Origin of the sequence: Pararhodobacter sp. (assembly GCF_036802785.1) — a bacterium.
GTDB lineage: Bacteria > Pseudomonadota > Alphaproteobacteria > Rhodobacterales > Rhodobacteraceae > Pararhodobacter.
Genome location: NZ_DAIRVN010000015.1, coordinates 1 through 26,802 on the forward strand (window position 1 = coordinate 1; position 26,802 = coordinate 26,802).

24 protein-coding genes are annotated in these 26,802 nt (G+C 66.2%); 6 read left to right on the plus strand and 18 right to left on the minus strand.

Going from position 1 to position 26,802, the window contains the following annotated elements; all coding sequences use genetic code 11:
* Positions 1-98: 98 nt before the first annotated feature.
* The 13 genes from V7Q53_RS07505 to V7Q53_RS07565 form a co-directional block, all read right to left on the minus strand.
* Complete coding sequence (locus V7Q53_RS07505) at positions 99-1,280, minus strand: ABC transporter substrate-binding protein (RefSeq protein WP_333827909.1); 1,182 nt, start codon at positions 1,278-1,280, stop codon at positions 99-101.
* Positions 1,281-1,344: 64 nt separating this feature from the next.
* Positions 1,345-3,195, minus strand: coding sequence for an AMP-dependent synthetase/ligase (locus tag V7Q53_RS07510; RefSeq protein ID WP_333827910.1), 1,851 nt, complete (start codon positions 3,193-3,195; stop codon positions 1,345-1,347).
* Positions 3,196-3,197: 2 nt separating this feature from the next.
* The gene (locus V7Q53_RS07515; RefSeq protein WP_333827911.1) at positions 3,198-3,968 is read right to left on the minus strand and encodes an ABC transporter ATP-binding protein; all 771 of its coding nucleotides are present in this window, start codon (positions 3,966-3,968) and stop codon (positions 3,198-3,200) included.
* On the minus strand, positions 3,965-4,729 hold the full coding sequence (locus tag V7Q53_RS07520) for an ABC transporter ATP-binding protein (protein WP_333827912.1): 765 nt from the start codon (positions 4,727-4,729) through the stop codon (positions 3,965-3,967). Before V7Q53_RS07520 ends, V7Q53_RS07515 begins: the two co-directional genes overlap by 4 nt.
* Positions 4,726-5,802 (minus strand): branched-chain amino acid ABC transporter permease, encoded by a 1,077-nt coding sequence (locus V7Q53_RS07525; RefSeq protein WP_333827913.1) that lies wholly within the window; start codon positions 5,800-5,802, stop codon positions 4,726-4,728. Before V7Q53_RS07525 ends, V7Q53_RS07520 begins: the two co-directional genes overlap by 4 nt.
* Entirely contained in the window at positions 5,802-6,686 is an 885-nt protein-coding gene (locus V7Q53_RS07530; RefSeq protein WP_333827914.1) for a branched-chain amino acid ABC transporter permease, read from the minus strand. Before V7Q53_RS07530 ends, V7Q53_RS07525 begins: the two co-directional genes overlap by 1 nt.
* Positions 6,687-7,634 carry a winged helix-turn-helix transcriptional regulator gene (locus V7Q53_RS07535; RefSeq protein ID WP_333827915.1) on the minus strand — a complete coding sequence of 316 codons (948 nt, stop codon included), beginning with the start codon at positions 7,632-7,634 and terminating at the stop codon, positions 6,687-6,689.
* Positions 7,631-8,824, minus strand: coding sequence for an acetyl-CoA C-acyltransferase (locus tag V7Q53_RS07540; protein ID WP_333827916.1), 1,194 nt, complete (start codon positions 8,822-8,824; stop codon positions 7,631-7,633). Before V7Q53_RS07540 ends, V7Q53_RS07535 begins: the two co-directional genes overlap by 4 nt.
* 87 nt (positions 8,825-8,911) lie before the next feature.
* Complete coding sequence (locus V7Q53_RS07545; RefSeq protein ID WP_333827917.1) at positions 8,912-9,832, minus strand: NAD(P)H-dependent flavin oxidoreductase; 921 nt, start codon at positions 9,830-9,832, stop codon at positions 8,912-8,914.
* On the minus strand, positions 9,825-11,516 hold the full coding sequence (locus V7Q53_RS07550) for an aldehyde dehydrogenase family protein (protein WP_333827918.1): 1,692 nt from the start codon (positions 11,514-11,516) through the stop codon (positions 9,825-9,827). The genes V7Q53_RS07545 and V7Q53_RS07550 overlap by 8 nt, the downstream gene beginning before the upstream one ends.
* Complete coding sequence (locus V7Q53_RS07555) at positions 11,516-11,965, minus strand: lipocalin-like domain-containing protein (protein WP_333827919.1); 450 nt, start codon at positions 11,963-11,965, stop codon at positions 11,516-11,518. Before V7Q53_RS07555 ends, V7Q53_RS07550 begins: the two co-directional genes overlap by 1 nt.
* Entirely contained in the window at positions 11,962-13,440 is a 1,479-nt protein-coding gene (locus tag V7Q53_RS07560) for a carotenoid oxygenase family protein (RefSeq protein WP_333827920.1), read from the minus strand. Before V7Q53_RS07560 ends, V7Q53_RS07555 begins: the two co-directional genes overlap by 4 nt.
* 472 nt (positions 13,441-13,912) lie before the next feature.
* Positions 13,913-14,719 carry a FadR/GntR family transcriptional regulator gene (locus V7Q53_RS07565; protein ID WP_333827921.1) on the minus strand — a complete coding sequence of 269 codons (807 nt, stop codon included), beginning with the start codon at positions 14,717-14,719 and terminating at the stop codon, positions 13,913-13,915.
* 155 nt (positions 14,720-14,874) lie between these two features.
* On the opposite strand from V7Q53_RS07565, the gene V7Q53_RS07570 reads away from it, so the two are divergent.
* The 5 genes from V7Q53_RS07570 to V7Q53_RS07590 all read left to right on the plus strand — a co-directional run bounded on the left by V7Q53_RS07570 (position 14,875) and on the right by V7Q53_RS07590 (position 20,528).
* On the plus strand, positions 14,875-16,098 hold the full coding sequence (locus V7Q53_RS07570; RefSeq protein WP_333827922.1) for an aminotransferase class V-fold PLP-dependent enzyme: 1,224 nt from the start codon (positions 14,875-14,877) through the stop codon (positions 16,096-16,098).
* Between the two features lie 42 nt (positions 16,099-16,140).
* Complete coding sequence (locus tag V7Q53_RS07575; protein ID WP_333827923.1) at positions 16,141-17,553, plus strand: cryptochrome/photolyase family protein; 1,413 nt, start codon at positions 16,141-16,143, stop codon at positions 17,551-17,553.
* A gap of 98 nt (positions 17,554-17,651) precedes the next feature.
* A complete protein-coding gene (locus V7Q53_RS07580) occupies positions 17,652-18,863 on the plus strand; it encodes a cyclopropane-fatty-acyl-phospholipid synthase family protein (RefSeq protein ID WP_333827924.1) in 1,212 nt (403 codons plus the stop codon).
* 53 nt (positions 18,864-18,916) lie between these two features.
* Complete coding sequence (locus V7Q53_RS07585) at positions 18,917-19,375, plus strand: TrgA family protein (protein ID WP_333827925.1); 459 nt, start codon at positions 18,917-18,919, stop codon at positions 19,373-19,375.
* Positions 19,376-19,394: 19 nt separating this feature from the next.
* A complete protein-coding gene (locus V7Q53_RS07590; protein WP_333827926.1) occupies positions 19,395-20,528 on the plus strand; it encodes an NUDIX domain-containing protein in 1,134 nt (377 codons plus the stop codon).
* Between the two features lie 30 nt (positions 20,529-20,558).
* Here V7Q53_RS07590 and V7Q53_RS07595 read toward each other — a convergent pair whose 3' ends face one another.
* The 3 genes from V7Q53_RS07595 to V7Q53_RS07605 are packed head-to-tail and all read right to left on the minus strand — an operon-like array spanning position 20,559 to position 23,958.
* Positions 20,559-21,788: a multidrug effflux MFS transporter gene (locus tag V7Q53_RS07595; protein ID WP_333827927.1), complete on the minus strand. Its 1,230-nt coding sequence runs from the start codon at positions 21,786-21,788 to the stop codon at positions 20,559-20,561.
* On the minus strand, positions 21,785-22,417 hold the full coding sequence (locus V7Q53_RS07600; protein ID WP_333827928.1) for a DsbA family oxidoreductase: 633 nt from the start codon (positions 22,415-22,417) through the stop codon (positions 21,785-21,787). The genes V7Q53_RS07595 and V7Q53_RS07600 overlap by 4 nt, the downstream gene beginning before the upstream one ends.
* On the minus strand, positions 22,414-23,958 hold the full coding sequence (locus V7Q53_RS07605) for a class I adenylate-forming enzyme family protein (RefSeq protein WP_333827929.1): 1,545 nt from the start codon (positions 23,956-23,958) through the stop codon (positions 22,414-22,416). The genes V7Q53_RS07600 and V7Q53_RS07605 overlap by 4 nt, the downstream gene beginning before the upstream one ends.
* 182 nt (positions 23,959-24,140) lie before the next feature.
* On the opposite strand from V7Q53_RS07605, the gene V7Q53_RS07610 reads away from it, so the two are divergent.
* The gene (locus V7Q53_RS07610) at positions 24,141-24,764 is read left to right on the plus strand and encodes a helix-turn-helix domain-containing protein (protein WP_333827930.1); all 624 of its coding nucleotides are present in this window, start codon (positions 24,141-24,143) and stop codon (positions 24,762-24,764) included.
* Between the two features lie 17 nt (positions 24,765-24,781).
* Here V7Q53_RS07610 and V7Q53_RS07615 read toward each other — a convergent pair whose 3' ends face one another.
* A complete protein-coding gene (locus tag V7Q53_RS07615) occupies positions 24,782-24,910 on the minus strand; it encodes an entericidin (protein ID WP_333827931.1) in 129 nt (42 codons plus the stop codon).
* On the minus strand, positions 24,907-26,685 hold the full coding sequence (locus tag V7Q53_RS07620; protein ID WP_333827978.1) for an extracellular solute-binding protein: 1,779 nt from the start codon (positions 26,683-26,685) through the stop codon (positions 24,907-24,909). Before V7Q53_RS07620 ends, V7Q53_RS07615 begins: the two co-directional genes overlap by 4 nt.
* Between the last annotated feature and the right edge of the window lie 117 nt (positions 26,686-26,802).

Genomic DNA, 26,802 nt, shown 5'->3' on the forward strand with positions numbered 1-26,802 from the left:
CGGGCGGCATGGTGGCGGGGTTCCGGTGGTTGTGCATTCCCGCCCTTATGGCAGGCCCCGCCCGGCAACGGAACCCGCAACCCCCCGCCAGGCGCCGCTCAGAACGGCGCGCCCAGCGGCACCCAACGCCCTCCCTGAATCTGGTCGATCGAGACCCGCTCGGGCATGGCGTGGTTATTCTCGAAGCGCTGCTCGCCATAGGTGGTGAAGTCATCATGCGCGGTGCCCTGCGCGGCGGCGATGAAGCTTTCAGCGCTCAGGTCGCGCCCGGCGGCCTCAAGTGATTTCACGAACCAGTCGGCATAAGCATATGAATTAGCCGCGTTTTCATCAGGCGTCATACCATAGGCCTCCTGAAAGGCGTCGATGAAGGCTCGCGCTTCGGGGTTTTCGGTGCTGTCGTCATGCAACTGCCAGCCGCCGATGCCATAAAGCCCCTCCGCATCCGCGCCGCCCAGCCGCGCCACGACCGAGGAACGCCCGGGGATGGCTGTCAGCACTTTCACATCCCAGTTCAGTTTCCTGACCTCGCTCATCACGCCCACCGTCTCGCGGATGATGGTGCCGGCGATGATCAGGTCGACGTCAGCGGCGCGCATCCGGGCCACCTGACTGGAGAAATCAATATCGCCGGGGCGATAGGCGGCGGTCTCGGCCACCGTCATGCCCAGCCCCTCCATCGCGGCGTTGACACCGGCCTGAATCAGGTCACCGAACGGCCCTTCCTGATAGATCACGCCGATGCGCGTGCTGCCCCATTCGGGGATGGCATGCGCCAGCGCGCGCCCGGTGGTGGTGTGATAATCCTGCACAGTGGTGAACAGAAGCGGGTTGTTCTGCGCCACCTGATGGAACACGACCGACGCACCCCATGGCGCGAACACCACTGTTCCGGCCTCCATCGCCAGCCCGATCGTGGCCGCGTTTGTGCCCGAGCCGAAGGGGTTGAGAAAGGCAAACACCTCATCCTGACGGATCAGCTTTTGCGCGGCGCGCACGGCCAGCTGCGGCTGGCTGCCGTTATCCTCGACGATGAAGCGAAGCTGGCGGCCATGGATGCCGCCCGCCGCATTGGCCTGATTGAGGCGCATCTCGGTGGCGTTGCGCAGCATCGGCATGGCGGCGGCGGCCGGGCCGCTCAGGTCGATATGGGTGCCGATGACGATGGCATCATCCTGAACACCGGCAGCATGCGCGCGGCGCAGCCCCAGCCCCAGCCCCGATGAAAGCGCGGCCCCGGCGGCCCCGGTAGCAAGCAATTGGCGACGGTTGAGTAGCATAACAGACCTCCCTGTTGTCGGATATTGACGGACAGATACCCCTCCCGGCATCGCGGCCTCCGCCTCAGCCGCGATACATGCTGTCGATCAGACTGGCATATTTCTGCGCGATCACCTTGCGTTTGAGCTTCATGGTCGGCGTCAGTTCCTCATCCTCGGCGGTCAGCAACTGGTCGAGGATGCGGAAATCCTTGATCTGCTCCACCCGCGCCAGTTTCGGGTTCGCGGTGGCGATCTCGTCGCTGATCAATGCGTGCACCTCGGGCGCGCGGGTCAGGCTGGCGAAATCGGTATAGGGAATGGCGCGGTCCTGCGCGAAACGGGCGACATGGTCATGGTCGATCATCACCAGCGCGGTCAGGTAATTGCGCCCTTCGCCCACCACCACCACATCGGCGATATAGGGCGAGAACTTGAGCTGGTTCTCGATCTGGCTGGGCGTGATGTTCTTCCCGCCCGAGGTGATCAGGATATCCTTGATCCGGTCACGGATCGCCAGATAGCCCGCCGCGTCGATCTCGCCGCAATCGCCGGTATACAGCCAGCCGTCGGCGTCAATGGTTCCGGCGGTCTTGGCCGGGTCACCGAAGTAACCCGCAAAGATACTGGGCCCGCGCACCAGAATCTCGCCCGCATCGCCGATGGCAATCTCGGTCCCTTCGGCGCCTTTGCCCGCCCAGCCCAGCCGGATGCCGCCGGGCGGCGTGGCGGTGCAGAAGCCGGTGGTTTCGGTCATGCCGAAAGCCTCGCGCAGTTCGATCCCGATGGACAGAAACCAGCGGATCAGCTCTGGCGGCACCGGCGCGGCGCCGGTCAGCGCGGTGCGGCAGTTCTGCAGGCCCAGAAAGACGCGGATGTTGCGCAGGGCCAGCCGGTCAAACAGCCGGGCGGACAGGCCGGTCGGCGGGGGCGGCTGGCCGTTCAGGCGCGCCTCGACGCCCTTTGCGGCACCGGCCTGCGCGCGGGCATAGGCCCAGCGGGCGGGGGCGATGGCGTCGCGCAGGAACAGCTCGATCTGGCTGTGCATCTTCTCCCAGAAGCGCGGCGGGGCAAAGACAACATGCGGCGCAACTTCGCGCATGTCGCCCGCCACGGTGCCGCTGTTTTCCGGAAAATGCACCACCAGCCCCACGGCGAGCGGGTTGAAGACCGATGCCATACGTTCGGCGATATGGCAGAGCGGCAGGAAGGACAAAGCCTTGTCGCCGGGCTGCACGTCCAGATAATCCGGCGCGCGGCTCATCTGGAAGACCACATTGCGGTTGAGGATCATCGCCCCCTTGGGCGCGCCCGTGGTGCCCGAGGTATAGACGAGGAACGCCAGATCATCCGGCCTCCCGGCATCTATCGCGGCCTCAAAGGCCCCGGCGCGGGTTTCAGCCAGCGCCTCGCCCTGCGCCATCACCTCGTCAAAAAAGCTGACGCCGGGCTCTGACAGCCCGCGCAGCCCCTCGCGGTCGATGACGATGATATGCGCCAGATCGGGGCAGGTGTCGCGGATGCTCAGCGCCTTGTCGAGTTGCTCCTGATTTTCGACGACCAGCAGGCGGGTGCGGCTGTCGGTCAGGATATGGCGCAGCTGATCGGGCGAGGAGGTCGGGTAAACCCCGTTCCCCACCAGCCCCATCGCCTGCGCGCCCATGTCGATGATCAGCCATTCCGGCCGGTTCTCGGCCAGCACCGACACCGTATCGCCGCGCGTCAGGCCCCGCTCGGCCAGCGCCAGCCCCAGCGCCCGGGCGCGCGCATAATACTCGGCCCAGCTCAGCGATTGCCACAGCCCTCGGCGCTTGTGGCGCAGGGCAGGGCGGTCGGCCCATTCCTTTGCGCGGGCGCGGAACAGGCGGGCGGGGGTGCCATGGCCCAGAAACTCGGGGCTTGCCGAGGAGAGGGTTTCGGCGCGGGCGTGTTGCATGCTCACCTCCAGTTCCGCTTGCGTTTCCAGCGCTGCGCGGTGCCGCTGCTGCCATGCCCCGCCACGCCCAGATAGGCATCGCGCACGTCATCCTTGGCCTTGAGCGCTTCGCAACTGTCGGCGGCGACAACCCGGCCCAGTTCCATGATATAGCCGAAATCGGCATGGTTCAGCGCCACGGCGGCGTTCTGTTCGACCACCAGAACCGCCACGCCGGTTTCCTGCCGGATGCGGGCGATGATGCCGAAAATCTCGCGCATCAGCAGTGGTGACAGCCCCAGCGAGGGTTCATCCAGCATCAGAAGCTTGGGGCCGGACATCCACGCCCGGCCAATCGCCAGCATTTGCTGCTCACCGCCTGATAGCAGCCCCGCCTGCTGGTTCAGCCGCTCACGCAGGCGCGGGAACCAGTCCAGCACCTGCGCGCGGTCCTGCGCCACGCGCTTGTCGCGCCGCGCATAGGCGCCCATGGTCAGGTTGTCGGCCACCGACAGGAAAGGGTAGACCTGCCGCCCCTCCGGCACCAGCACCAGCCCGCGCCGGGCGATGGCATCGGCATCCAGCCCCTGTGTCTCGGTGCCGTCAAAGCGGATCTTGCCCTTGAACGGGTCAAGCACCCCGGCCAGCGTGTTCAGAAGCGTGGTCTTGCCCGCGCCATTGGCCCCCAGCACCGCCACGATCTGCCCGGCACTGACCGTCAGGTTGACGCCCTGCATGGCCTTGATCGGTCCGTACCAGCTTTCAAGGTTCTGCACGTCCAGCAGCATGCTCATGTCCCCAGATAGGCGGCGATCACCGCCGGGTCTGACTGCACCTCGGCCACTGTGCCCTCGGCCAGAACGCGGCCCTGCGCCATGCAGATCACCCGGTCCGCCACGGCATTGACCAGCGACATATCGTGTTCGATCATCACCACGGTGATGCCCAGCTCGGTGCGGATATCCTCGATCCAGAAAGCCAGATCGCGGGTTTCCTCAGGGTTGAGGCCGCTGGCGGGTTCATCGAGGAACAGGATTTCGGGCTCTGTCGCCAGCGCGCGGCCCAGTTCCACCACCTTGCGCACCCCGTAGGGCAGCCCGGCCACCAGCGCCCCGCGCCAGGGTGACAGATCCAGCAGGTCAATCACCGCTTCGACCGCCGCGCGATGCGCCTCTTCGCGCCGGACCAGCGCCGGGGTGCGCAGCACCTGAGAAAGCCAGTTGCCGCCGCCAAAGCGGGTGCGGCCCAGCAGCAGATTGTCGAGCACGGTGGCATTCTCGAACAGCTCGATGTTCTGATAGGTCCGCGCGATGCCCAGATGCGCGATCCGGTGGCGCGGCACCTGTGTCAGGTCGCGCCCCTTGAACTGCATCCGCCCGCCCGAGGGGGTGAAAACCCGCGTCACAAGGTTCAGCATCGTGGTTTTGCCCGCGCCGTTGGGGCCGATCACCGCCAGCACCTCACCCGGTGCCACGCGCAGGTTCAGCCCGGCAATGGCCTTGAGCCCGCCAAAGGACAGCGACACATCGTCAAGTTCCAGCACCGGCGCATTCATTTGTAACGCTCCGATTTCATGTAGGTTTTCTGGCGGCGGAAGGTGTCGCGGCGGTAGAGCGGAAAGCTTTCCAGCAGCGCGCGGATCTTCAGCCAGCGCCCGTTCAGCCCGCGCGGCTCAAACAGCACGAACAGCGCCAGCACCAGCCCGAAGACAAAGATCTCCAGCCCGAACTGGCGCGCCATCGCATCGGGCAGCAGGGGTTTTACCCGGCTGATCGCCACCGGCAGCGCAGCAATCAGCACCGCGCCCAGAATGGCCCCCCTGAGCGAGCCGAGGCCGCCGATGACCACCATCAGCACCAGCTCCAGCGACAAAAGCAGCGTGAAGCCGTCCGGCGTCAGATAGCCCAGATGATGCGCCATCAGCGCCCCGGCCAGCCCCGTCACCCCGGCAGACAGCGCAAAGGCCCCGGCCTTGACCGCCTTGACGTTGATGCCCAGCCCCAGCGCCGCCGCCTCGCTGTCGCGCACGCCGGTGAACGAGCGCCCCACCTGACCGCGCATCAGGTTCCGCAGCATCAGCAGCACCACAACCAGCACCGCCAGACAGAACCAGTAGAACGGCGCGGGGCGGTTCAGTGCCAGCCCGAACATCTCGGCGCGCGGCACGGCAAGGCCGATGAACCCGCCGGTGACCGAGCGCCAGAGGCCGATCACCTGCTCGACGATCACGGCGAAGGCCAGTGTGACCATCGCCAGATAAAGGCCCGACACCCGGATCGCGGGCAGACCCACCACAAAGCCCGCCAGTGCCGTGATCAGCGCCGCCAGTGGTAATGAGGCCGCCATCGGCACACCCTGACGCATCAGCCAGACATGGGCATAGGCCCCGATCGCCACAAAGGCCGCGTGGCCAAGGCTGATCTGCCCGGTAAAGCCTACCAGCACCATCAGCCCCAGACTGGCGATGCACAGGATGAAGACATAGGCGATCTCGCCCAGCCAGTAGCCTGAGGCAAAGAAGGGCAGCACCACCAGCCCGGCCAGCAGCGCGGCATAAAGCGCGCGCTCCAGCGGCGATTTCATCAGCGCCATGCCCTGACGGTAGCGCGTGTGATAGTCGAACCGCATCAGACGCGCCTCCCGTGGGCTTCGCCCAGAATGCCGCGCGGGCGCAGCACCAGCACCGCGATCAGCACCAGATAGGCGGCGATGTCCTTGAACCCGTGGGGCAGGTAGACCCCGGCATATTGCTCGATCAGGCCGATCAGCAGCCCGCCGAGAATGGCCCCGGGGATGGAGCCGAAGCCGCCCAGAACAATCGCCGCCAGCGCCTTCAGCGTCACCAGCCACAGCGAGATATCCACCAGCGTCACCGGCGCCAGAAACACCCCCGCCACCGCCGCCGTCGCGCCCCCCAATGCCCAGACGAGCGAGTTGAGGCGCTTCACCCGCACCCCGTTCAGATGCGCGGCGAGCTGGTTCTGGCTGGCGGCCTGCATGGCGATGCCCAGCCGGGTGCTGCGGAAGAATGCCCAGAGCGCCAGCGTGATCGTCATCACCACGCCCATGATCACCAGCGACAGGTTGGCAACGCCGATCCCCAGCACCTGCACCGATTGTCCGGTCCACGGCGTGCGGTAGCTTTGCGATTCCGCGCCAAAGGTCATGCTGACCGCGCCCCGGATCATGAAGGCCAGCGCGATGGTCAGCATGACGCCGGAAAACTGCGGCTGCCCGGCAATGCGCCGGATCACCACGGCATCCAGCCCATAGGCAAAGGCCGCAACGCCCCCCGCCGTGATCACCAGCGCCAGCCAGAAGGGCAGGCCTGCACCCGAAATCAGCGCCCAGGCGCAGAACGCGCCCAGCACCAGAATGTCGCCATGGGCGAAGTTCAGCACCTCGGTCGCCTTGTAGATCAGCACGATCCCCAGCGCGACCAGCGCATAGATCGCGCCCACGGCAATGCCGTTGAGCGTGACCTGCGCGAAAAGTTCAACCGCGCTGCCCATTCACGCCTCCATCTCGAAGGTCACATCCTGCGGGAAAAGCCGGGCGTGGCAGTGCGAACAGCTTGCGCGCGCGGTGAAGGGCTTGCCGCAGGCGCGGTGGATCGGCGCGATGGACGAAGGCTCGTTGAACAGCGTCTCGCTGGCCCAGGTGGCAAAGGTGGTCAGATAGCCGAAGAGCGCGCGGCTGGCGGGGGTCAGCAGATAGACCCGGCGGCGCTGGTCGTCGCGGTCGGGCGTGACCTTGAGCAAACCGGCCTCCACCAGCCCCTGCAGGCGGCGCGACAGAACCGAGGGGCCGATGCCCAGCACATGGCTGAGCTGGTCGAAATGGCGGCAGCCCAGCGTGACGGCGATGACGATCATCAGCGCCCAGCGGTCAAGGCGCAGGCCCAGCGACAGCGTCGCGCCCTCGATCGGCACGCGCGGGGTGCGGGTATCGGCGGCGGCTTCGGCGGGCAGGCGGGGGTTGGGGCGCAGCCGGATCGCCAGATCGCCCATCGTCACCTCTTCGCCGCAGGCATCGCAGGAGAGTTTGGGCAGAAAGGCATGGCCGCAGCTTTTGTGGATCAGGCGGCGGGGCAGCGGGAAATCCCCTTCGCCAAAGCGATGCTCCCAGTCCCAGACCATCAGCACGGCGTCATACATCGCCAGCCCGCGCGGGGCGAGGCGGTATTCGTTGCGCGGCGGGTGGGTCTGATAGGGGTGCAGGCGCAGCATATCCATCGCCACCAGCGCCTTGAGCCGCTGGGACAGGGTGTGGCGCGGAATGCCCAGCCGGGTCTGGAAATCATCGAACCGGCGGACGCCCATGAAGGCCCCCATCAGGATCTGCACGGTCCAGCGGTCACCCAGCCGGCGCAGCCCGTGGCTGAGCGTGGACGAACCCAGCGCGTCGCGCATCAGGTCAAGGTCCGGCCCGGTGACGGGGATGGGGTCGGGGGCGTTCATGCCGCGGCACCGCTGACAGTTTCGATCACCAGCGCCGAGGCCAGCCCCGCCGCGCCGCAGGCGGCCACCACCGCCCGCCCACCGCCGCGCTGCTCCAGCGCCTCAATCGCCATCGACAGCAGCACCGCGCCGGTCGCCCCCATCGGGTGGCCAAGCGCGATTGCGCCGCCGTTGATGTTCAGCCGGTCGGTGGGGATATCCATATGGCGGGCGTAATGGAGCATCAGGGCGGCGAAGCTTTCATTGACCTCGAACAGGTCAATATCGGCGGCGCGCAGCCCGGCCTGCGCCAGCGCGGCGCGGCTGGCATCCACCGCGCCGGTCAGCGCAAGCACCCGGTCCACCGCCAGTTCGGCCATGCCAAGAATGCGCGCGCGCGGCCTCAGCCCGGCGCGCGCGGCGGCGGCAGCGCTGGCCAGCAGCACCGCTGCCGCGCCATCGGCCATGGCCGGGCTGTTGCCCGCATGGTGGACATGGGTGATCTCTGGCAGGCCCAGCCGCCCGGCAAGGGCGGCGTCAAACCCGTATTTCGCGCCCATCTCAGTAAAGGCCGGGGGCAGGGCGGCCAGCGCTTCGGCGCTGGTGCCCGCGCGCGGGGTTTCATCGGCGGCCAGCCCTTCCAGCGGCACCAGCGCGGTAAAGCGCCCCTGCTGGCGGGCGCGCACCGCACGGGCCTGGCTTTGGGCGGCATAGGCATCACAATCGGCGCGGCTGAACCCCTCTTGCGTGGCGATGGCATCGGCGCTGATGCCGATGGGCACCAGCCCGGCGGCGCGCTGGAAATCAAGGTCATGGGTCAGCGGACCCTTGTCGCTGGCCATCGGCAGGCGCGACATGCTTTCGACCCCGCCCGCCAGCGCCAGCCCGTCAGAGGCGCCCGCCACCAGCGCCGCCAGCCGCACCGCGCTGATACCGCTGGCGCAGTAGCGGTTCACGCTCAGCCCCGGCACCGCATCGGGGTAGCCCGCCGCAATCAGCGCCAGCTTGCCGATATTGGCGCCCTGCTCGCCGGTCTGGGTGACACAGCCGAAAACAGCCTCGCCCGCCTGCCGGGCCTCAGGGTGGCGGCGGGCGAGTGCGCGCAGCGGTCCGGCCAGCAGATTAACCGGCTTGACGCCGGCCAGCGCCCCCTTGGCATTGCCCCGCCCGCGCGGCGTGCGCAGGGCATCAATGATGACGATATCGCGCATCGCGCTCTCTCTCCCGTTCTCCGGCCCGTCTGGCGGGGCCTTTTGTCTGTGCGGGTGACCTTGAACGGGCACCCGTATCGCTGTCCCTCAAGCCTGCATGGCGGGTGCAAAACGCGCCCGCGCGGCGGTATAGTCCCGCGCCAGCCGTGCCACGATCTGCGCGACCGGCTCTACCCCCTGCACGGCGCCCACGCCCTGCCCGGCAGACCAGACATCGGCCCAGCGTTTGCCCTTGAACGACTGGCCGCTGTCATAGGCGCGCCCCGGCGCATCGGGCATGTTGCGCGGGTCCAGCCCGTTGGCCAGCAGCGAGGGGATCAGCCAGCTTGCCGCCGTGCCGGTGATCGCGGGTGAGACCAGCAGATCATCGACACCCGCCGCCGCCACCATGTCCTTGTAGGCGGGCGGCGCCATGCTTTCCTGCGCGGCGATGAAGCTGGTGCCCATGTAGACCGCATCCGCCCCGGCGGCGATGGCCCCGGCCACGCCCCAGCCGTCAGAAATGCCGCCGCCCAGCACCACCGGCCCGTCAAAGAACTCCCGCACCGCGCGCAGAAAGGCGAAGGGTGAAAGCGCGCCGGTATGGCCGCCTGCGCCGGCGCAGATGCAGGCCAGACCGTCAGCCCCCGCCTGAAGCGCCTTTTTCGCCAGCGTGATCGAGGTGACATCGGCCAGCACCTTGCCGCCATAGCCCTGCACCACCGCGATGGCAGGCGCCGGAGAGCCAAGCGCGCTCACCACCACCGGCGGCTTGTGCTTTGCCACCATCTCAAGGTCTTGCGGCAGGCGGGCATTGCTGGAATGCGTCACCAGATTGGCGCACCACGGCGCGTCACCCACTGCCGCGCGGATGCGGGTCATCCAGTCATCAAGCTGGTCAATGCTGCGCGCATTGGGCGTGGGAAAGGCACCGATAACCCCGGCTTTGCAGGCGGCGATCACCAGATCAGGGCCGGAAATCAGGAACATGGGCGCGGCGATGACCGGCAGGCGCAAGCCGTCAAACATGGCGATCCTCCTTGCCCTCGGCGACCGGCCTGCGCGACTGGGCAATGGCAAAGCGCGAGGCCACGAAGGCGAGCGAGGTCAACGTGGCATTGCCCGCGCCGTTCAGCCCCGTCACATGGTAATCGGAATAGGCGGCGGCGAAATTCAGCGGCATCGCCCCGGTCAGGTTCACGGTCAACTGCGCCCCGGCCTGCGCATAGGCCTCTTCGGCGCGGGCGATGAAAGCCTCATCGGTCGCATAGACAAAGCCGGTGATCCCGCCGTTTTCCTTCGCGTCCTGCGTGGCTTGCGCCAGCGCATCCTCGGCGGTATCGCAGGCCACGATAAAGCTGACCGGCCCGAACTGCTCCTGCGCGTAAAGATCGCGCGCGTCCTTGCCCACGGCCAGCATCAGCGGCGTTGCGGTGCGCGCATCGGGGAAATCCGGATGCGCATAGGGATGGCTTTCCAGCAGCACCGTGCCCCGTGCCGCCCCCGCGTTGCGCATCGCGGCCATCAGGCCCAGCGTTTCGGGCGACTGGATGGTGGCCAGAATCATCGCGGCTTTTCTGGGTTCTTCGATCAGCCGCGCCACCGCCGCCGCCAGCCGTTGCGCGACTTCGTCACGGGCAACCGGGCCTTGCGGCGTGGCCACTTCGGGCGGCAGATAGACGGTCTGGGGCGAGGTGCACATCTGGGCTGAGAACATGCACATCGTGGTGGCAAGGCTGCGCAGCGCGGCGTCCAGATCATCGGCGCCCTGCAACACCACGGTATTCACCCCCGAGGTTTCGGTAAAGGCCAGCGCCGGGTGGGCGTTGGCCTCCACCCACTGGCCGAACCGGGAAGAGCCGGTGAAATCGACAATCGCGCAGGCGGGATGCCCGATCAGCACCTTGCCCAGCGGCTGCGCAACGGTGTCCACGCAGAGCGTGACAAGGTTCGGGTCAAAACCCGCCGCTGCCAGCACGCCGCGCCATGCCCTGACCGTGATCGCCATGGGCAGCACCGACATCGGATGCGGCTTGACGATCACCGCGTTGCCGGTGGCAAGGCTGGCCAGCATCGATGGCCAGGCGTTCCAGGTGGGAAAGCTGGCGCAGGCGAAACAGACCGCCACGCCGCGCGGTATCAGGCGATAGGTCTTTTCCAGCCTGATCTCTGAGGCGCCGAAACGCCGCTCCCACCGCGCTTCGGGGGCGACAAAGCGCATGGCGGCTTCGGCGTGAACCAGCGCTTCAATCCCCCGGTCCAGCGCATTCACGCCGCTGCCCGCATAGGCCATGTTGAACGATTGCCCGGCGGTGTGCATCACCGCGTGAACCAGGTCAAAAAGATGCGCGCGGTAGAGCACATCAAGGCATTCCATCAACACGCCCAGCCGTGTGTCGATATCCGCCGCCGCCCAGCCGGGCATCGCGGCCCGCGCGGCGGAAAACAGCGCCTCCGGGTCTGATTGCGGATAGCCTATGCCCAGGGCTTTCTGCGTGTAGGGCGAGACCTCTTCGCCCGCCGTGCCCGTCACGCCGGGCTGTTCCAGCGCAAAGGGCTGGCCAAGCTGCGCGGTGAAGGCCGCCAGCCCGCGCGCCTGCGCGGCCCCGGTGTCAGGGTATTTTCCCGGCATCTCGGGATAGGGCGACCAGCAGGCGCGGGTGCGGCAGGCTTCCTGCGCACGGGTGAAGGTTTCGCGGTGGCGCTCGAACATCAGCGTCTCCAGATCAGGCGGTGATGGCGCTGGCCGCCACCGGAAAGGGGCTCGGTCGCGGAAAGGGTCAGCGTATCGCCCTCAAGCGTGATGTCGCGCACCTGCTCGGTGCCGACAAAACCGGGGTTCAGCGCATGGGTGACGCGGTGCGCCACCTTCGGCCCGTCCAGCATGTCAAAGGTTCCGGCGTAGTGGAAATAGCTTTCCAGCGCCGCTTCCTTCTCTGCCGCCGGGGCCGAGCGCGGGTTGCCGGTGGAAAAGCCCCGCCGCCCGCCCGCCGCAATACAGGCTGACATGAAGCCATCGGGTGCATAGACGATCAGCCCGGTCGCGGCATCGCCGAAGGGCAGGGTGCTGCGCCCGTCCTGAACGATCTCCCAGCGGGTCAGGTGCCAGCTTCCCAGAAGCACAGAGGAGGGCAGCGCGGAAGGGGGCGGCGCGGCGGTCATGCCACCGCCGCCGCCTGAAGCTGCGCTTCGCGCACCCAGCAGGAATGGAAGCCATGCGGCACCCGCTGCTTCATGATCACCCGCGCGACCGGCCCCTGGATGATGTCGCGCGCATCGGTCACCCAGACTTCCGAGCGGTTCGCCAGCCCGTTCCAGACGAAGCCCACGACATAGCCGTCATCCTCTTCCGTCGCGCCGTCGCGCGGGGCAAAGGGCGCTTCCGAGAACCAGAACCCCTCACCCGGATGATAGGCCACCGCCGAGCCGTTGGAGAGGTCATATTTCACCAGCCCCGCAAATTGCGGCTGTTCCAGCGTGCGGGGGCGGCCCATCAGCACGTTATAGGTGTAGCGGTTCTTCAGCCCCTGCCACGCGGTGTTGATCATCGGAAACTCGCTGTTGAGGATGTCATCCACCACCCCTTCGCGGGTCTCGCCGGTGGCCAGATTCATGCGCCACTGATACAGCTCATAATCGGTGCCCTGCGTGCCGATGGTGAACAGCAGGCGGCGCACATCAAGGTTGCCGTCATAATCGCGCGGCATGGCATAGGGCGTGCCGATCATGACGATCTCGGTCTCACCCTTCGCGTTCACCTCTTCCCAGGCGTTGGCGACATGCAGCATGTAGCGTGGTTCAAACTCGAACCACTGCACCTTGCCGCCATGGCGCGGGATCACGGCATAGCGCGTAGGCCAGTCCTGATGAAACTCAAGGCTGTAGCGCCCGGCGGCCAGCGCTGACGGATTGTTGATCAGCGGGAAGTCATGCAGGATCGTGTAGTGCGGCGTGACCGCGCAGTCATGCGGAAGGCGGGGGCCGGGCAGGGGCACATCCTGAAAGGTAGTGACAGCGCCATCGGCCCCGATCACGCCGTAATGCATATAGGGCGGGCGGTTGCCATAGGCGAAGAACATGAACTCGCCGGTGGATTCGTCCACGCGCGAATGCGCCGAAATCTGCAGGCCGACAAGGCGCGGATCATGCTCCAGCTTGCCCAGCGTGTTCAGGGTGAACGGGTCCACCGTATAAACCGCCCCGCCGCGATACCACATCGAGTAAAGCTTGCCGTTGTGATAGGTCACATCGGTGTTGGAGACGTTCTTCATCGCATCATCGGGCAGCGCGCCCTCGGGCATCCGCTCCTTCAGGCCGGGCCACAGCGCCTTGCCTGCCGCGCGCTCGGCCTTCAGGCCGTCGGTTTCGACAAAGCGGTTGCGATAGGTGGCCCGGCCGCCCTGAAAGCGCACGGCATGCAGCATGCCGTCGCCATCGAACCAGTGATACTTGCCATGCGGGGCATGGGCGGGCGAGGGGCCGTTGCGCACATACATCCCGTTCAGGTCTTCCGGCAGCGTGCCGATAACCTCAAGGTCTTCAAAGGCGGTCTCGATATTGTTGGGCGCGAAAGGGCCCTTCATGCTGGCATCGGGTACGTGCCAGTTCGACCGGTCGGGGAAGTGATCAAGTCCCATCGCGTGCTCCTTTTATTCCGGAATGCGACAGAGGCCTGCCGCCGTGAAAAACCGCCCCTGCGAACCGCCCGCTGCGCGGCGCAAGCATCAGGGACGGGCGGTCTGATGCGGTAATTGAACCTTTTCGTCGACAGAAGAATGCGGCGGGGCTGGCGCAGGCATTCTGGGGGTGGCTACGGATGCCTGAATCCCATGCAAAACGGCCTCAGCCCTCTGAAAAAGCGTGATAAACACCCCACCATGAAGGCGGTTTCTGTTTCTGACATTCACATGCACCTCCCTCGCCGAAGACTCGGCAGTGCCATATAGCTTTCTTTATTGAACTATATGCTATGCGAAAAGATTACTCTGTCAAGAAAGTTTTGACGGGCAGGGAAAAGGCCATGAATCAACACGCGGCCCGCGAAAGGTCGCGCGATAAAATAGCCATGGTGTTCAGGGGATTTGCTGCCTGCCCTTAGCGGGCGGTCTGTCAGTCGTCGGTGCCGTTGCCGCCCAGTCGCTGCACCGGCCGGATGCGCAGATCGCGCATGCTGGGCGGTCGCTCAAAGCCCGGCGCCGCGTCATCGGGCACATCGCCCGCGCGCTGCTCGCGCTCATAGTCCAGCAGATCGGCCAGCGCGCTGTCGCAATCCTCAGCGCGCCCGGCGCCGATGCCGTTGGCCAGCCGGACATGGAAGGACAGATACCGCGCTCTGACACGTGTGGGGCAGGGCTGCGCCTCATGGCGCGCGCTCTCGGCCTCGATCAGCGCCTGTGCCAGCACCGAGAGGACACCATTGCCCGCGGCCTGCGCCAGCGCCAGATACAGCCGCCTGCACGAATCGCGGAAAGCGGCGTCATCAATGGTGAAATCTGACTGGCGATCGATCTCGGTGCGCAGATCGCCGATCGGGCTTCGGCGCTGAGCGGCAAGACGGGCGCAACCGGCCATCATCTGCAGCCGCGCCTCCAGCATCTCTGCCGCCTGATCATGGCCAGTGGTGCCCAGTGAAAGCTGCGTGGCAATGCGCCCGCACAGATCGGCAAGGTCTGGGCGGATGACAAAAGCGCCGCCCCCCGCGCCGCGCCGCGACTGGATCAGCCCCAGCGCCGAAAGCCGCCCCAGCGCCTCACGCAGGGTGGGGCGGGAGACCGAGAAATGGCGGCAAAGATCGGCCTCGGAGGGAAGCCTGTCGCCCGGCACATAATGCCCTGTCAGGATATTTTGCTCCAGCACCCGCGCAATGGACTGCGCCCGGTCAAGCCGCTTTTCGCCCGTTGAATAATCTCTGCTCATGTTCGCAACGCATTGTTGTTATATAATAAAAAAATGTATCTTTTCAGCCTGTCAGTCATCCTGTGCCCTGTCAATCCCCGCTTTCGACAGGGGTGTTGCCTGCCCTGCAAGCCGCGTATCGTCACCCGGAGAAACGGCACACGGGGAAGATTCGGATGCATCTGGATAACGATTTCGTACGCGCACAGTTCCCGGCTTTTGCCGAAGCATCGTTGCAGGGGCAGGCCTTTTTCGAGAATGCGGGCGGCAGCTATACCTGCAAGCCGGTGATCGACCGGCTGGTGCGCTATTATCACAGCCGCAAGGTGCAGCCCTATGCGCCCTATCCCGCCAGCCAGCTTGCCGGCGCCGAGATGGATGAGGCCCGCAGCCGCCTTGCCGCGATGATGGGGGTAGAAACCGACACGCTGTCTTTTGGCCCCTCTACCAGCGCCAATACCTATGTTCTGGCGCAGGCCTTCCGCCAGCACCTGAAGCCCGGCGATGCCATCATTGTCACCGATCAGGACCATGAGGCCAATACCGGCCCGTGGCGGCGGCTGGCGGACAGCGGGATTGAGCTGCGCGAATGGAAGATCGACCCCGCGACCGGCCATCTGCCCCTTGAGCGCTTGCAGGCGCTGCTGGACGGGCCGGTGAAGCTGGTCTGCTTCCCGCATTGCTCCAATGTCGTGGGTGAGGTCAACCCGGTGGCCGAGATCACCGCCATGGCGCATCAGGCGGGCGCGGTGACATGTGTCGATGGCGTCAGCTATGCGCCCCACGGCCTTCCCGATGTGGCGGCACTGGGGGCGGATATCTACCTGTTTTCGGCCTATAAAACCTATGGCCCGCATCAGGGGCTGATGGTCATCAACCACGATCTGGGCATGCGGCTTCCCAATCAGGCGCATTATTTCAACGCCGATACACTTTATAAGCGGTTCACCCCCGCCGGGCCGGACCATGCGCAGATCGCGGCCTGCGCCGGGATGGCCGATTACATTGATGCGCTCGCCGCCCATCATGGCGGCGCGGCGCTTGATCCCGGGGGCCGCGCCGCGCTGGTGCATGACCTGATGCGCGGGCATGAGACCCGCCTTCTGCAACCGCTGCTGGATTATCTCACCAGCCGCAACGAACTGCGTGTTCTGGGCCCGCGCGATGCGACCCGCCGTGCACCCACCGTCGCCATTCAGGCCGAGCAGCCGGGCGAGGTGCTGGCACGCGCCCTTGCGGCGCAGGGCATCATGGCGGGCGGGGGCAGTTTTTACGCTGACCGCGCCCTCAAGGCGCAGGGGGCAGACCCGGCACATGGCGTGCTGCGCCTCAGTTTCGTGCATTACACATCGCAGGCTGAGGTTGACCAACTGATCAGCGCGCTAGATCGGGTTCTGTAGGCGCCTGTTTCGCGGGCGCCCTTTGCAACGTGAAAGCCCGGCATGACGCCCCTTATCCTCTGGTTTCGCCGTGATCTGCGGCTTGACGACAACCCCATGCTTCACGCCGCCACCACCACGGGGCGGGCGCTGATCCCGGTATTTGTGGGCGATGATGCGCTTTTCAGCATCGGCGCGGCGGCGCGCTGGCGGTATGGGGAAAGCATCCGCGATTTTGCCGCCGGGCTGGAACGCATGGGTTCGCGGCTGATCCTGCGGCGGGGCCCGGCGCTGGGGGTGCTGCGCGAACTGGTGGCACAGACCGGGGCGGGCGGCGTCTGGTGGACGCGGCTTTATGACCCGCAGGCGCGCGAACGCGACAGCGCCGTCAAGGCCTTGCTGCGCGAAGCGGGGACTGAGGCGCGCAGCTTTCCCGGCCATCTGCTGGCCGAGCCATGGGAGGTGGAGACCGGGCAGGGCACACCCTACCGCGTCTACACGCCGTTCTGGAAGGCATTGAGCGCGCGCGATATTCCCGCGCCGTGCCCTGCGCCCGCGCGCATCACGGCCCCCCACAGTTGGCCGCAATCCGAGCGGCTGGAAGACTGGCAGCTTGCCCGCGCCCTCAACCGCGCGGTGCCGGTGCTGGCCCGCCATGCCCGCATCGGCGAGAAGGCCGCGCAGGCCCGGCTGGACCGGTTTCTGGCCAATGCCGTCGAGGAGTACCGCCATGCCCGTGATCTGCCGGGGCGTGAGGCCACCTCAGGCCTGTCGGAGAACCTGACCTATGGCGAGATCGGCCCGCGCCGCATCTGGTCTGCCGCGCAAGCGCTCCTGGGCGCTGAACCGGGCCACAAAGGGGCCGAGCATTTCTGCAAGGAACTGGCGTGGCGCGATTTTGCCTATCACCTGATGTTCCACACGCCCGAGATTCTCACCCGCAACTGGCGCGCTGAATGGGACAGCTTCCCCTGGCGCGAGGACAGCCCCGAGGCCGAGCGCTGGCGGCGCGGCATGACCGGGGAGCCCTTTGTCGATGCCGGGCTGCGCCAGATGTATGTGACCGGCACCATGCATAACCGGGCCCGGATGATCGTCGCAAGCTATCTTTGTAAGCATCTGATGACCCACTGGAAAATCGGGATGGACTGGTTCGCCGACTGCCTGACGGACTGGGACCCGGCATCGAATGCCATGGGCTGGCAATGGGTGGCGGGCTCAGGCCCCGATGCCGCCCCCTATTTCCGCATCTTCAACCCCGCCACACAGGCCGCGAAATTCGACGAAAACGCTCGCTACCGGCACCGTTTTATCGCCGAACTCAGCGCCAAACCCGGCCCCGACGCGCTGGCCTATTTTGATTGCACCCCCCGCAACTGGGGGCTGGACCCTGCCGCGCCATACCCGGCTCCGATGGTCGATCTGGCCGAAGGGCGGGCGCGGGCGCTGGCGGCCTATAGCGCGCGCGGTACATAAAACCGCGCAACACCCGCCACAGGCTGAGTTTTTTGTTTTACGAACGCATCCAGCGTCGCTAGTCTTTCGTAAAACAAGAAACCATCCCAGGGGGAGCGATGCGTATCTTGACCAGCACCGACGGCGAAACGGACCTGCCGCGCTATTTCCGGCAGGTCTATGCTCAGGTCAGCAGAATGAATTACGGGCGGCTGGATTTCGTTCTGCCGGACGGGCGGCGCTTCCGGGCGCAGGGGGCAAAGCCCGGCCCGGTCGCCGAAGTGGTCATTCATAACCCCGATGTCTTTGCCCGCCTGATCCGCGAGGGCGATCTGGGTTTTTCCGATGCCTATCTGGAAGGCTGGTGGTCCACGCCGGATCTGCAGATCTTCATGGATGTCATCACGCAGGACAACCCCGAGGTGTACGATGGCTTTGGCGGCATGGTGCTGGTGCGGCTTTATGAGCGTATCCGCCACTGGCTGAACGGCAATTCGCGGCGCCAGGCCCGCAAGAACATCGCCTATCACTATGATCTCGGGAATGATTTCTACCGCCTCTGGCTGGATGACAGCATGACCTATTCCTCGGCACTGTTCCGGACCGGGCAGGAAAGTCTGGAGCGTGCGCAGGAACAGAAATACGCGGCGCTGGTGGATTCGCTGTGTGTGCAGGAAGGCGATCATGTGCTGGAGATCGGCTGCGGCTGGGGCGGATTTGCCGAATACGCGGCGGGCAAGCGCGGGCTGAAGGTGACGGGGCTGACCATCAGTCAGGCCCAGCATGATTACGCCGTCGCGCGGATGCAGCGCGCCGGGCTTTCGGACCGTGTGGAAATCAAGATGCAGGATTACCGCGACGAGACCGGCCATTATGACGCCATCGCCTCGATCGAGATGTTCGAGGCGGTGGGCGAGAAATACTGGCCCTCATATTTCAACACGCTGCGCGAGCGGCTCAAACCCGGGCGGCAGGCCACGATTCAGGTGATCACCGTGCCGGAGGCGCGGTTTGAGAGTTATCGCAAGAACGTTGATTTCATTCAGAAATATATCTTCCCGGGGGGCATGCTGATCTCACCGCGCCGCTTTCAGGAAGAGGCCGTGCGCGCCGGGCTGACCACGCAGGGCTCCATCGAATTTGGCGAAAGCTACAGTCAGACGCTGCGCCGCTGGCACGATGACTTCCTGGCGCAATGGGAGCGGATTGCGCAGATGGGCTATGACGCGCGTTTCAAGCGCATGTGGGAAATGTATCTGACCTCTTGCGCCGCCTGTTTTCACACGGGTATCTGTGACGTGACCCAGATCACCCTGCGCCGCCCGGCCTGAGATCCGGGTTGCACCCCCGGGGCCAGAACCGGAGCCGGGACCAAGGAGGCGCGATGTTCACCCTGATCCGACCGCTTGCGGCGCTGGCGCTTGGCTGCCTTGGCTGGCTTGCCGCTGACGCCTATCGCCCGCTCAACGAACTGGTGCCCGAGACGGCCACCTTCGGGCTGTGGGTGGCCGGGCTGTCGGCCTTGGTGGGCTGGCTGTTTCTGGGCGGGCATCTGGGCCGGGCGCTGTGGTATTCGGTCTATGCCAGCCTGCAGGCGGTGGTGTTGGCGGCGGTGCTGATCAGCGCGGTCTTCTCGGTACGGCAGATCTTCGTGCTGGGATACCGCCGCCAGTATCGTGAGCCGATGGAGGCGTTTACGGGATTCTTTGAACATCTCGTGGATTTTCTGAGGATGGGGTTTGAACCCGGCTTTCTCACCCTGCTTGCCGCGGGGGCGGTGGTGATCGGCATCACCCTGCACATACTTCGCATGCTGCTTGAACGTCGCCGCATGACGCGCTGATTTTGCTTAAGGATTCCCGATGAAGCCCCTCTTCCTCTATGGCACCTTGCGCCATGCACCCCTGCTGGCCTGTGTCTCGGGCGATGCCGCGCTCAGCCCCGCAGCCGCCACGCTGGACGGCCATGCCATTGTGCATGCACTCAGCCCTGATGGCACGGTGCAAACCTTCCCGCTGATCACCCCTTGCCCCGGTGCGCGGGCCGACGGGTTGCTGATCCGCCCTGATGCGGCGGCGCGGGCGCGGCTTGACAGCTATGAGCGCGCCTTTGGCTATGCGCCGGAAACCCGCACCGTTCAGAGCGTTGACGGGCTGGTTGAGGCCGCAGTCTATCTGCCGCAACCCGCGCTCTGGCAGGGCGGGCAGCCGTGGTCGCTGGGCGGTTGGGTGGCGGCGCATGGCGCGCTCACCCTTGAGACTGCCGCCGAGGTCATGGCGCTTCTGCCCCACACCCCGCCCGAGGCCGTGATGGCGCGCTACCGGATGCTGGAAATGCGCGTGGCCAGCCGCACCCGGGCCCGCAGCGATACTGCCCCGGCCAGCCTGCGCCGCCGCGCGCAACCCGGTGATGTGGTGATTGATCAGAGCGCCGCGCCCTATGCCCGGTATTTCGGTGTCGAAGAGGCCGATCTGCGCTTTCGCCGCTTCAACGGTGCGATGAGCGCGCAGGTCAAGCGGGCGGCCTTTGTCATGGCCGATGCGGTGACGGTGCTGCCCTATGACCCGGTGCGCGACTGCGTGATGGTGGTGGAGCAGTTCCGCTTCGGCCCGCTGGCGCGCGGCGACCTCAACCCATGGTCATTGGAGCCGATCGCCGGGCGCATCGACCCGGATGAAACCCCGGAACAGGCCCTGCGCCGCGAAACGCGCGAAGAAGCGGGGCTGGAGCTGGGCGAACTGCTGCCGGTCGGCGGGTATTACCCCAGCCCCGGCGCGGTGACGGAATATCTGTATTCCTATGTCGGGCTGGCCCGGTTGACCGCCGATGAAGAGGGTATCGGCGGTCTGGAAAGCGAGGCCGAGGATATCCGCGCGCATGTCATCCCGTTTGAGCGGCTGATGGCGCTGGTGGACAGCGGCGAGGTGCAGAACGGCCCGATGCTGCTGTCCGCCCATTGGCTGGCCCGTCACCGTGACCGGCTGCGCAAGGCTTAGTGCGCGCTGCCTTGAAGTAGGGCTGCGCGGTCAGCCCGCGCGCAGGGCAAGCCTGCGTGCGATCAGCATGCAGGCGATTGCCACCAGCGCGCAGACCAGCGCCCCCACGGCCAGCGGCCCCGGTGTTCCGTCAAAGGCGCGCGCGACCGGCGTGGCGATGAGCGCCGCCGCGACCGACGAAATTCCACCAAGCACCGAGGCCGCCATGCCCGCCACATGCCCCAGCGGCTCAAGCGCCAGTGCGTTGAGATTGCCGAACAACAGGCCCACGCAGAAGAACTGGATGGTCATGAAGGCGATGAATGCCGGGAATTCAACCTGCATTCCCACCCCGGTCTGCAACAAAGCCAGCATGGCCAGCGACACGCTGATCAGCGCGACCAGCGCAATCAGGATCATCCGCTGCATGCCGAAACGCAGCACGAAACGGGCGTTGAGCAGGCTGGCCGGGGCCGAAAGCAGCGCGACCATGGCAAACCAATACGGAAATTCCGGCCCGCGCGCATAGGTTTCTTCAAAAATCAGCGACACGCTGGACAGCCACGCGAACATCGGCGCGAAGCTGAAGCACAGCGCAACCAGATAGAGCATCACCAGCCGGTGGCCAAAAACCTCGGCCATCGAGGCACGCAGGGCGGCAATCTGCAGCGGGCGGCGGGCGGCGGCGGGCAGGGTTTCGGGCTGGCGGATCATGACCCAGCAGGCCGAGGTGAGGCCAAAGAAGAGAAAGCTCCAGAAAATCGCGCGCCAGCCGAACAGCCCGCCGATCTGCGCGCCCATCAGCGGCGCAATGGCGGGCACCAGTACGAAGATGGTCATGGCGAAAGACATCACCCGCGCCATATGCCGCCCGGAATACAGATCGCGCACCAGCGCCTGCGAAACCACGCGCGGCCCGGCAGTGCCCAGCCCCTGAAGCAGTCGCGCCAGCAGCAGCATCTCCAGGCTGGTTGAGACCGCGGCCAGGCAGGCCGCCGCCATGTAAAGCGCGATTCCGGCGATGATGACCGGCTTGCGCCCGAACCTGTCCGACAGCGGCCCGGCAACAAAGGTGCCCAGCCCCAGCCCCAGCACGAAAACGGTGATCACCATCTGCGCATCCGCGGGGGAGGCGGGCGACAGCTCTGCCCCGATATGCGTCAGCAGCGGCAGCATGGCGTCGATGGAAAACGCCACGGTGGCCAGAAGCAGCGCCAGCATGGCGATGAACTCGCCAAACGGCATCGCGCGCACGGGTGGCGCGGCTGCGTCCTCGGTCATGCGCGGCCCGCCAGCTCGTCGATGATCTGCAACCAGAAGGGAACCTCCTGCGCGCCCGCCACCACATGCTGCCCGGCAATGACAAAGGCAGGAACGCCGCGCAGCCCGCGCCCGCGCACATCGGCATCCTGCGCGCGGATATCATCGGTATCGGCGCCCGAATCCAGAAGCCGCGCCACCACCTTGCCGTCCATCCCCGCCGTTTCGGCCACGGCGAGCAGGATGGCGCGCGCGCCGATATCCGCCCCTTCGGCGAAATAGGCCCGGAACAGCAGGCTGACCACCGCCGATTGCCGCCCCTCCAGCCCGGCCCAATGGATCAGGCGATGGGCATCAAGCGTTGAGGGGGTGCGCCCGATGCGGCCCAGATCAATCGGCAGCCCGCCTGCGGTCGCGGCTTTCTGCACCGGCAGATAGGCCTCGACCACCGCTTTCTGGCTGCCGAACTTGGCCTCCAGATAGTCGCGGCGGTCCATCCCTTCGGGCGGCATGTCCGGGTTCAGCATGAACGGGTGCCAGCTGATCTCAAAGCCGTGGTCGGGCCGGATTTCCATGGCGGCGTCCAGCCGGGATTTGCCGATATAGCACCAGGGGCAGATCGGGTCGGAATAGATATCAAGCGTGGTCATGCCGGTCCTTCCGGTTTTTGTGCAGCCTGCGCGGGCCAGCTCTCGCGCAGAAGGCGCCGGTTGAGCTTGTTGTTGGCCCCGCGTGGCAGGGTATCGACAGGGATGAACAGGCGCGGCTGCTTGTAGCGCGCCAGCGTGGCCGCTGCATGGGCGGCCAGTGTGTCTTCATCAGGAGGGGTGGCGGAGGGGATATAGAACAGGCCGATCACGCTGACACCCGCGCGCACCGGCAGCTCCACGGCAGCGCTTTCCTGCACGCCGGGATGGGCGTCAAAGGCGCGCTCCACCTCCATCGGCGAGACGCGGAAGCCGCCTGCATTGAGCATGTCATCATCGCGGCCCAGATAGCGGATCGCGCCGTCCTCTTCCATCAGCACCGTGTCGCCGGTATGGAACCAGCCGTCGTGCAGTCTGGCGCGGGTCTCTTCTTCGGCGCGCCAGTAGCCCAGAAAAAGGCCCGGGTCATCGGCGCCCACAGCCAGTTCACCACCCGTGCCGCGCGGCACCGGCGCACCATCCTCGCCCAGCACGGCGATGCGGCGGCCCGGCTGGGGGTAGCCTGCGGTGCCCTCCGGCGCGAGGCGCTCAGGGCTGGCGGACACATAGGTCGAGACTTCGGACATGCCGAGCGCCTCATAGATCGCGGTGCCGGTTGCCTCAACCCAGGCGTTGCGCACCGGCTCGGCCAGCTTTTCGCCCGCCGAAAGCCCGTGGCGCAGGCCCGGCAGGGGCAGCAAGGGCATGCGCAGCATCTGCCGGTAAACCCCGGGCGCGGCGGCAAAGATCGTGGCGTCAAAGCGCTTGAGCAGCAGTGCAAGCTGCGCGGGCTCAACGCCCGCATCGGGGATCAGCGCGGTGGCGCCGATGGCCCAGGGGTCCATCAGGCCGGTGCCCAGCGTGTAGGTCCAGTTGAAGGCACCGGCATGCAACAGCCGGTCCTGCGCCGTCAGCCCATACCAGCCCTTCCACATCATCCGCCGCGCCCAGACGGCGCGATGGGCATGCATCACCGCGCGCGGCCGCCCCGAACTGCCCGAGGTGAAGATCATGTAGCCCAGCCGGTCAGGGCTGCCCATATGCCAGTCACAGGGCGGAAGCGCCTGCCAGAGCTGAAGGGTTTCGGCGGTGATGACCGGGGCCGGATGGGCGGGCAGGGCGATGCCCGGCCCCGCCACCAGCAGCGCCGGGTCCAGTTGCGCGGCCATCGCGGTGATCTCAGGCGCGGTCAGTTGCGCCGAGGTCGGCACCGGGACCAGCCCCGCCGCAATCGCCCCCAGAAAGGCCAGCGGAAAATCCACCGTATTGCCCAGCCGCATCAGCACCCGGTCACCGGGCCTGAACCCGGCCTGCACGAACCCCGTGCCGATGCCGCGCACCGCACGGATGAGCGCGGCATAAGACCAGCGCTCAGCCCCGGTCAGGCGCAGCACCTGTAGCGCGATCTTGTCGGGCGTTGCGGCGCCGGCGGCCAGCACATAGGCGGCCATGTTGAAGGGCGCGGGGCAGGGCTCAGCCTGCGTGGGGGCGGTGATCGAAAGCATGCCATTCTGCTACGCGCTGCAACCGGCAGAGGCAAGGGGGCGGCAACAGCCGCAGGCAGGGTTGTGCCATGCTGTGCCGGGCAAGCAGGCTCGACAAGCCGGCGCGAAGGCATTAGCGATGCACAACCCCCCTCGTGCGCCCCCGCCGCCCGGCTGTGCGCGCTCTCAGCCAAGGCCGCTCCATGAGTGATTTGTCGAACCCCAGCATCATCCGTATCGCGCGCGCCAGCGGCGAAGAGGCGCTGGCGGTGCCGGTCGATCTGGCCGAGCGCGTGCGCTCGCTGCGCAAGGAAAAGGGCTGGACGCTGGAACAGGCCGCGCAGGCGGCGGGGATGGCACGCTCGACCCTGTCCAAGATCGAGAATGCGCAGATGTCGCCGACCTATGACGCGCTGAAAAAGCTGGCGGTGGGGCTGGGAATTTCGGTGCCGCAGCTGTTCACGCCGCCCAAAGGGGGGGCGCCTGCCGGGCGGCTGACCACCACCCGCGCGGGTGAGGGTGAGGCGCAGGTGACCACCACCTATGAGCATGAACTGCTGGCAGGCGGTCTGGTGCGCAAGGCCATGCTGCCCTACCGCGCCCGCATCCGCGCCCGCCGGTTCGAGGAATTCGACGGCTGGGTGCGCCATGACGGCGAGGAATTCCTGTATGTTCTGACAGGGGTTGTCCGGCTTTACACCGAATTTTACGCCCCGATCGAGATGAAGCGCGGCGACAGCGCCTATTATGACGCGTCGATGGGGCATAACGTAATCAGCCTGTCACCCGAGGATGCGACGATCCTGTGGGTGACATCGCTCGCCTAGGCGCTTCTGAACCGCGCTCAGAACCAGCCACGCACCCGGCTGGCACCGCCGGCGATGTCATTTCCGACACCTTCGACCGTGTTACAGCCCGCCAGTGCCAATGCCAGACCCAGACCGATGAAAGCAATCCATAGTTTCGGGTTCATTCCTGATACCACCATACCTCGGGCATGAAGCCCGTCCAGTCGCCGTATATCGGCAGTCTTTCGGGAAAATGCAATCCGCGCGCCACGGCCAGCCGTGCCTGTGGCGTGTACCAGAACGGCACCGCGTAGCGCCCGGCCATCAGCACCCGGTCCAGCGCGCGGGTGGCGGCGGTGAAGACCTCGGCATCGTCGGTTTCCAGCAATGTGGTGATCATCGCCTCGACTGCGGGCGAATCCACCCCCGGCAGGTTGCGCGAGCCGGGCTGGTCCACCCCGTCTGAGCCCCAGTAAAGCATCTGCTCGTTGCCGGGGCTCAGCGACATCAGCCGCACGAAATGGGTCATGTCAAAATCATAGGCATTGCTGCGCTCGACATATTGCGCGGAGTCGATCACCGCGAGGCGCACCCGGATCCCCAGTTGCGCCAGCGCGCCGATATAGGTGTTGGCAATCGCCATGATCTCGCCCGAGCCCTGCCTGAGCAGCAACTCAAAAACAAAGGGTTCCCCGGCTGCGTTGCGCAGAACGCCTGCCGCGTCAGGCTCCCACCCGGCCTCCACCAGCAGCCGGGTCGCCGCGCGCAGGTTGCGCCGGTTCGCGCCGCCGTCGCTGACCGGCAGCGCGTATCCGTCCAGCGCGCCGGGGGGCAGGCTGTCGGCAAAGGGTTCGAGCAACGCGCGCTCGGTGCCTTCGGCGGGGCCGGGCTGCATGCCCAGCATCGAATTGCCGAAATACGAGGGGATGCGCGGCTCATGCCCGCCATTGACCAGCGCGTTGATACGCTCAAAATCAAACGCAAGGATCAGCGCCTCGCGCACCCGCCAGTCGGCAAAGATCGCGCGCCGGGTGTTGAAGACAAAGCCGTTCATCCCCGAGGGGCGCTGATGCGGGATTTCCACGCGCCGCACCCGCCCGTCCTGCACCGCCGGAAAATCATAGCTGTCGGCCCAGCGCGCCGCGTTCGTCTCGCGCCAGACCGAAACGGCACCGGCCTTGAACGCCTCGAATGCCACGGCGCTGTCGCCGTAGAACTCATAGCGGATCTCGTCGAAATTGTGCTGGCCCGCGTAAAACGGCAGATCGCGCGCCCACCAGTCCGGGTTGCGGCGGAAGCTGACGAAGCGCCCGGGTTCAAAACGGCCCACCACATAGGGGCCCGAGCCGATGACCGGCACCAGCGCACTCTGATCAAACGGGCGCCCGCCGTTTTCGGTGTCAAACTGCGCACGCTGCAGGATCGGGCGCAGGCCCAGGATCAGCGGCATCTCGCGGTCAGGTTCGGTAAAGGTGAAGCGCACCGAGCGCGGGCCGGTGACCTCGGTGCTGGCAATCTTGGTCCAGGCGTTGCGGTAGATGGCGCGGCCCTCGGTGCCCAATGTCTCGAACGACCAGATCACATCCTCGACAGTGACCGGCGTTCCGTCGGAAAACCGAGCCTCCTCGCGCAGGGTGAATTCGGCGAAAGAGCGCGAATCATCTGTCTCCACCGACTCGGCCAGAACGCCGTAAAGGGTGAAGGGTTCGTCATAACTGCGCCCCATCAGACTTTCGACCGTCAGCAGGCTTACCCCCCATGGCGCGCTGCCAAGCCGGATATAGGGGTTGAGCGAATCAAAGCCCCCGACCTCGGCAAAGACGATTCGCCCGCCATGCCGCGCCTGCACATCAGCATGGGGTAAAGACACGAAATCTGGTGGAAGAGCAGGCTCTCCATACATAGCTATGCCATGCGTGGGCTGTGCAAGGGCCGCCGGAACCGCCCCGGAAAGGGCCATCGCAAGCGCCGTGAGGCACCGGGCAAGGCAGGGGGCAAGGCATGAGACAAGGCGCATCCGGGCGGTCCTTCGTGCAGGGGCGTCACAGCCGGTGCTATCGCTTCATTGCCGCTTTTT

Excerpts from the sequence above, each read along its gene's own strand:
- V7Q53_RS07505 (WP_333827909.1), bottom strand. The coding sequence starts at position 1,280 with ATGCTACTCAACCGTCGCCAATTGCTTGCTACCGGGGCCGCCGGGGCC.
- V7Q53_RS07510 (WP_333827910.1), bottom strand. The coding sequence starts at position 3,195 with ATGCAACACGCCCGCGCCGAAACCCTCTCCTCGGCAAGCCCCGAGTTT.
- V7Q53_RS07515 (WP_333827911.1), bottom strand. The coding sequence starts at position 3,968 with ATGAGCATGCTGCTGGACGTGCAGAACCTTGAAAGCTGGTACGGACCG.
- V7Q53_RS07520 (WP_333827912.1), bottom strand. The coding sequence starts at position 4,729 with ATGAATGCGCCGGTGCTGGAACTTGACGATGTGTCGCTGTCCTTTGGC.
- V7Q53_RS07525 (WP_333827913.1), bottom strand. The coding sequence starts at position 5,802 with ATGCGGTTCGACTATCACACGCGCTACCGTCAGGGCATGGCGCTGATG.
- V7Q53_RS07530 (WP_333827914.1), bottom strand. The coding sequence starts at position 6,686 with ATGGGCAGCGCGGTTGAACTTTTCGCGCAGGTCACGCTCAACGGCATT.
- V7Q53_RS07535 (WP_333827915.1), bottom strand. The coding sequence starts at position 7,634 with ATGAACGCCCCCGACCCCATCCCCGTCACCGGGCCGGACCTTGACCTG.
- V7Q53_RS07540 (WP_333827916.1), bottom strand. The coding sequence starts at position 8,824 with ATGCGCGATATCGTCATCATTGATGCCCTGCGCACGCCGCGCGGGCGG.
- V7Q53_RS07545 (WP_333827917.1), bottom strand. The coding sequence starts at position 9,832 with ATGTTTGACGGCTTGCGCCTGCCGGTCATCGCCGCGCCCATGTTCCTG.
- V7Q53_RS07550 (WP_333827918.1), bottom strand. The coding sequence starts at position 11,516 with ATGTTCGAGCGCCACCGCGAAACCTTCACCCGTGCGCAGGAAGCCTGC.
- V7Q53_RS07555 (WP_333827919.1), bottom strand. The coding sequence starts at position 11,965 with ATGACCGCCGCGCCGCCCCCTTCCGCGCTGCCCTCCTCTGTGCTTCTG.
- V7Q53_RS07560 (WP_333827920.1), bottom strand. The coding sequence starts at position 13,440 with ATGGGACTTGATCACTTCCCCGACCGGTCGAACTGGCACGTACCCGAT.
- V7Q53_RS07565 (WP_333827921.1), bottom strand. The coding sequence starts at position 14,719 with ATGAGCAGAGATTATTCAACGGGCGAAAAGCGGCTTGACCGGGCGCAG.
- V7Q53_RS07570 (WP_333827922.1), top strand. The coding sequence starts at position 14,875 with ATGCATCTGGATAACGATTTCGTACGCGCACAGTTCCCGGCTTTTGCC.
- V7Q53_RS07575 (WP_333827923.1), top strand. The coding sequence starts at position 16,141 with ATGACGCCCCTTATCCTCTGGTTTCGCCGTGATCTGCGGCTTGACGAC.
- V7Q53_RS07580 (WP_333827924.1), top strand. The coding sequence starts at position 17,652 with ATGCGTATCTTGACCAGCACCGACGGCGAAACGGACCTGCCGCGCTAT.
- V7Q53_RS07585 (WP_333827925.1), top strand. The coding sequence starts at position 18,917 with ATGTTCACCCTGATCCGACCGCTTGCGGCGCTGGCGCTTGGCTGCCTT.
- V7Q53_RS07590 (WP_333827926.1), top strand. The coding sequence starts at position 19,395 with ATGAAGCCCCTCTTCCTCTATGGCACCTTGCGCCATGCACCCCTGCTG.
- V7Q53_RS07595 (WP_333827927.1), bottom strand. The coding sequence starts at position 21,788 with ATGACCGAGGACGCAGCCGCGCCACCCGTGCGCGCGATGCCGTTTGGC.
- V7Q53_RS07600 (WP_333827928.1), bottom strand. The coding sequence starts at position 22,417 with ATGACCACGCTTGATATCTATTCCGACCCGATCTGCCCCTGGTGCTAT.
- V7Q53_RS07605 (WP_333827929.1), bottom strand. The coding sequence starts at position 23,958 with ATGCTTTCGATCACCGCCCCCACGCAGGCTGAGCCCTGCCCCGCGCCC.
- V7Q53_RS07610 (WP_333827930.1), top strand. The coding sequence starts at position 24,141 with ATGAGTGATTTGTCGAACCCCAGCATCATCCGTATCGCGCGCGCCAGC.
- V7Q53_RS07615 (WP_333827931.1), bottom strand. The coding sequence starts at position 24,910 with ATGAACCCGAAACTATGGATTGCTTTCATCGGTCTGGGTCTGGCATTG.
- V7Q53_RS07620 (WP_333827978.1), bottom strand. The coding sequence starts at position 26,685 with ATGGCCCTTTCCGGGGCGGTTCCGGCGGCCCTTGCACAGCCCACGCAT.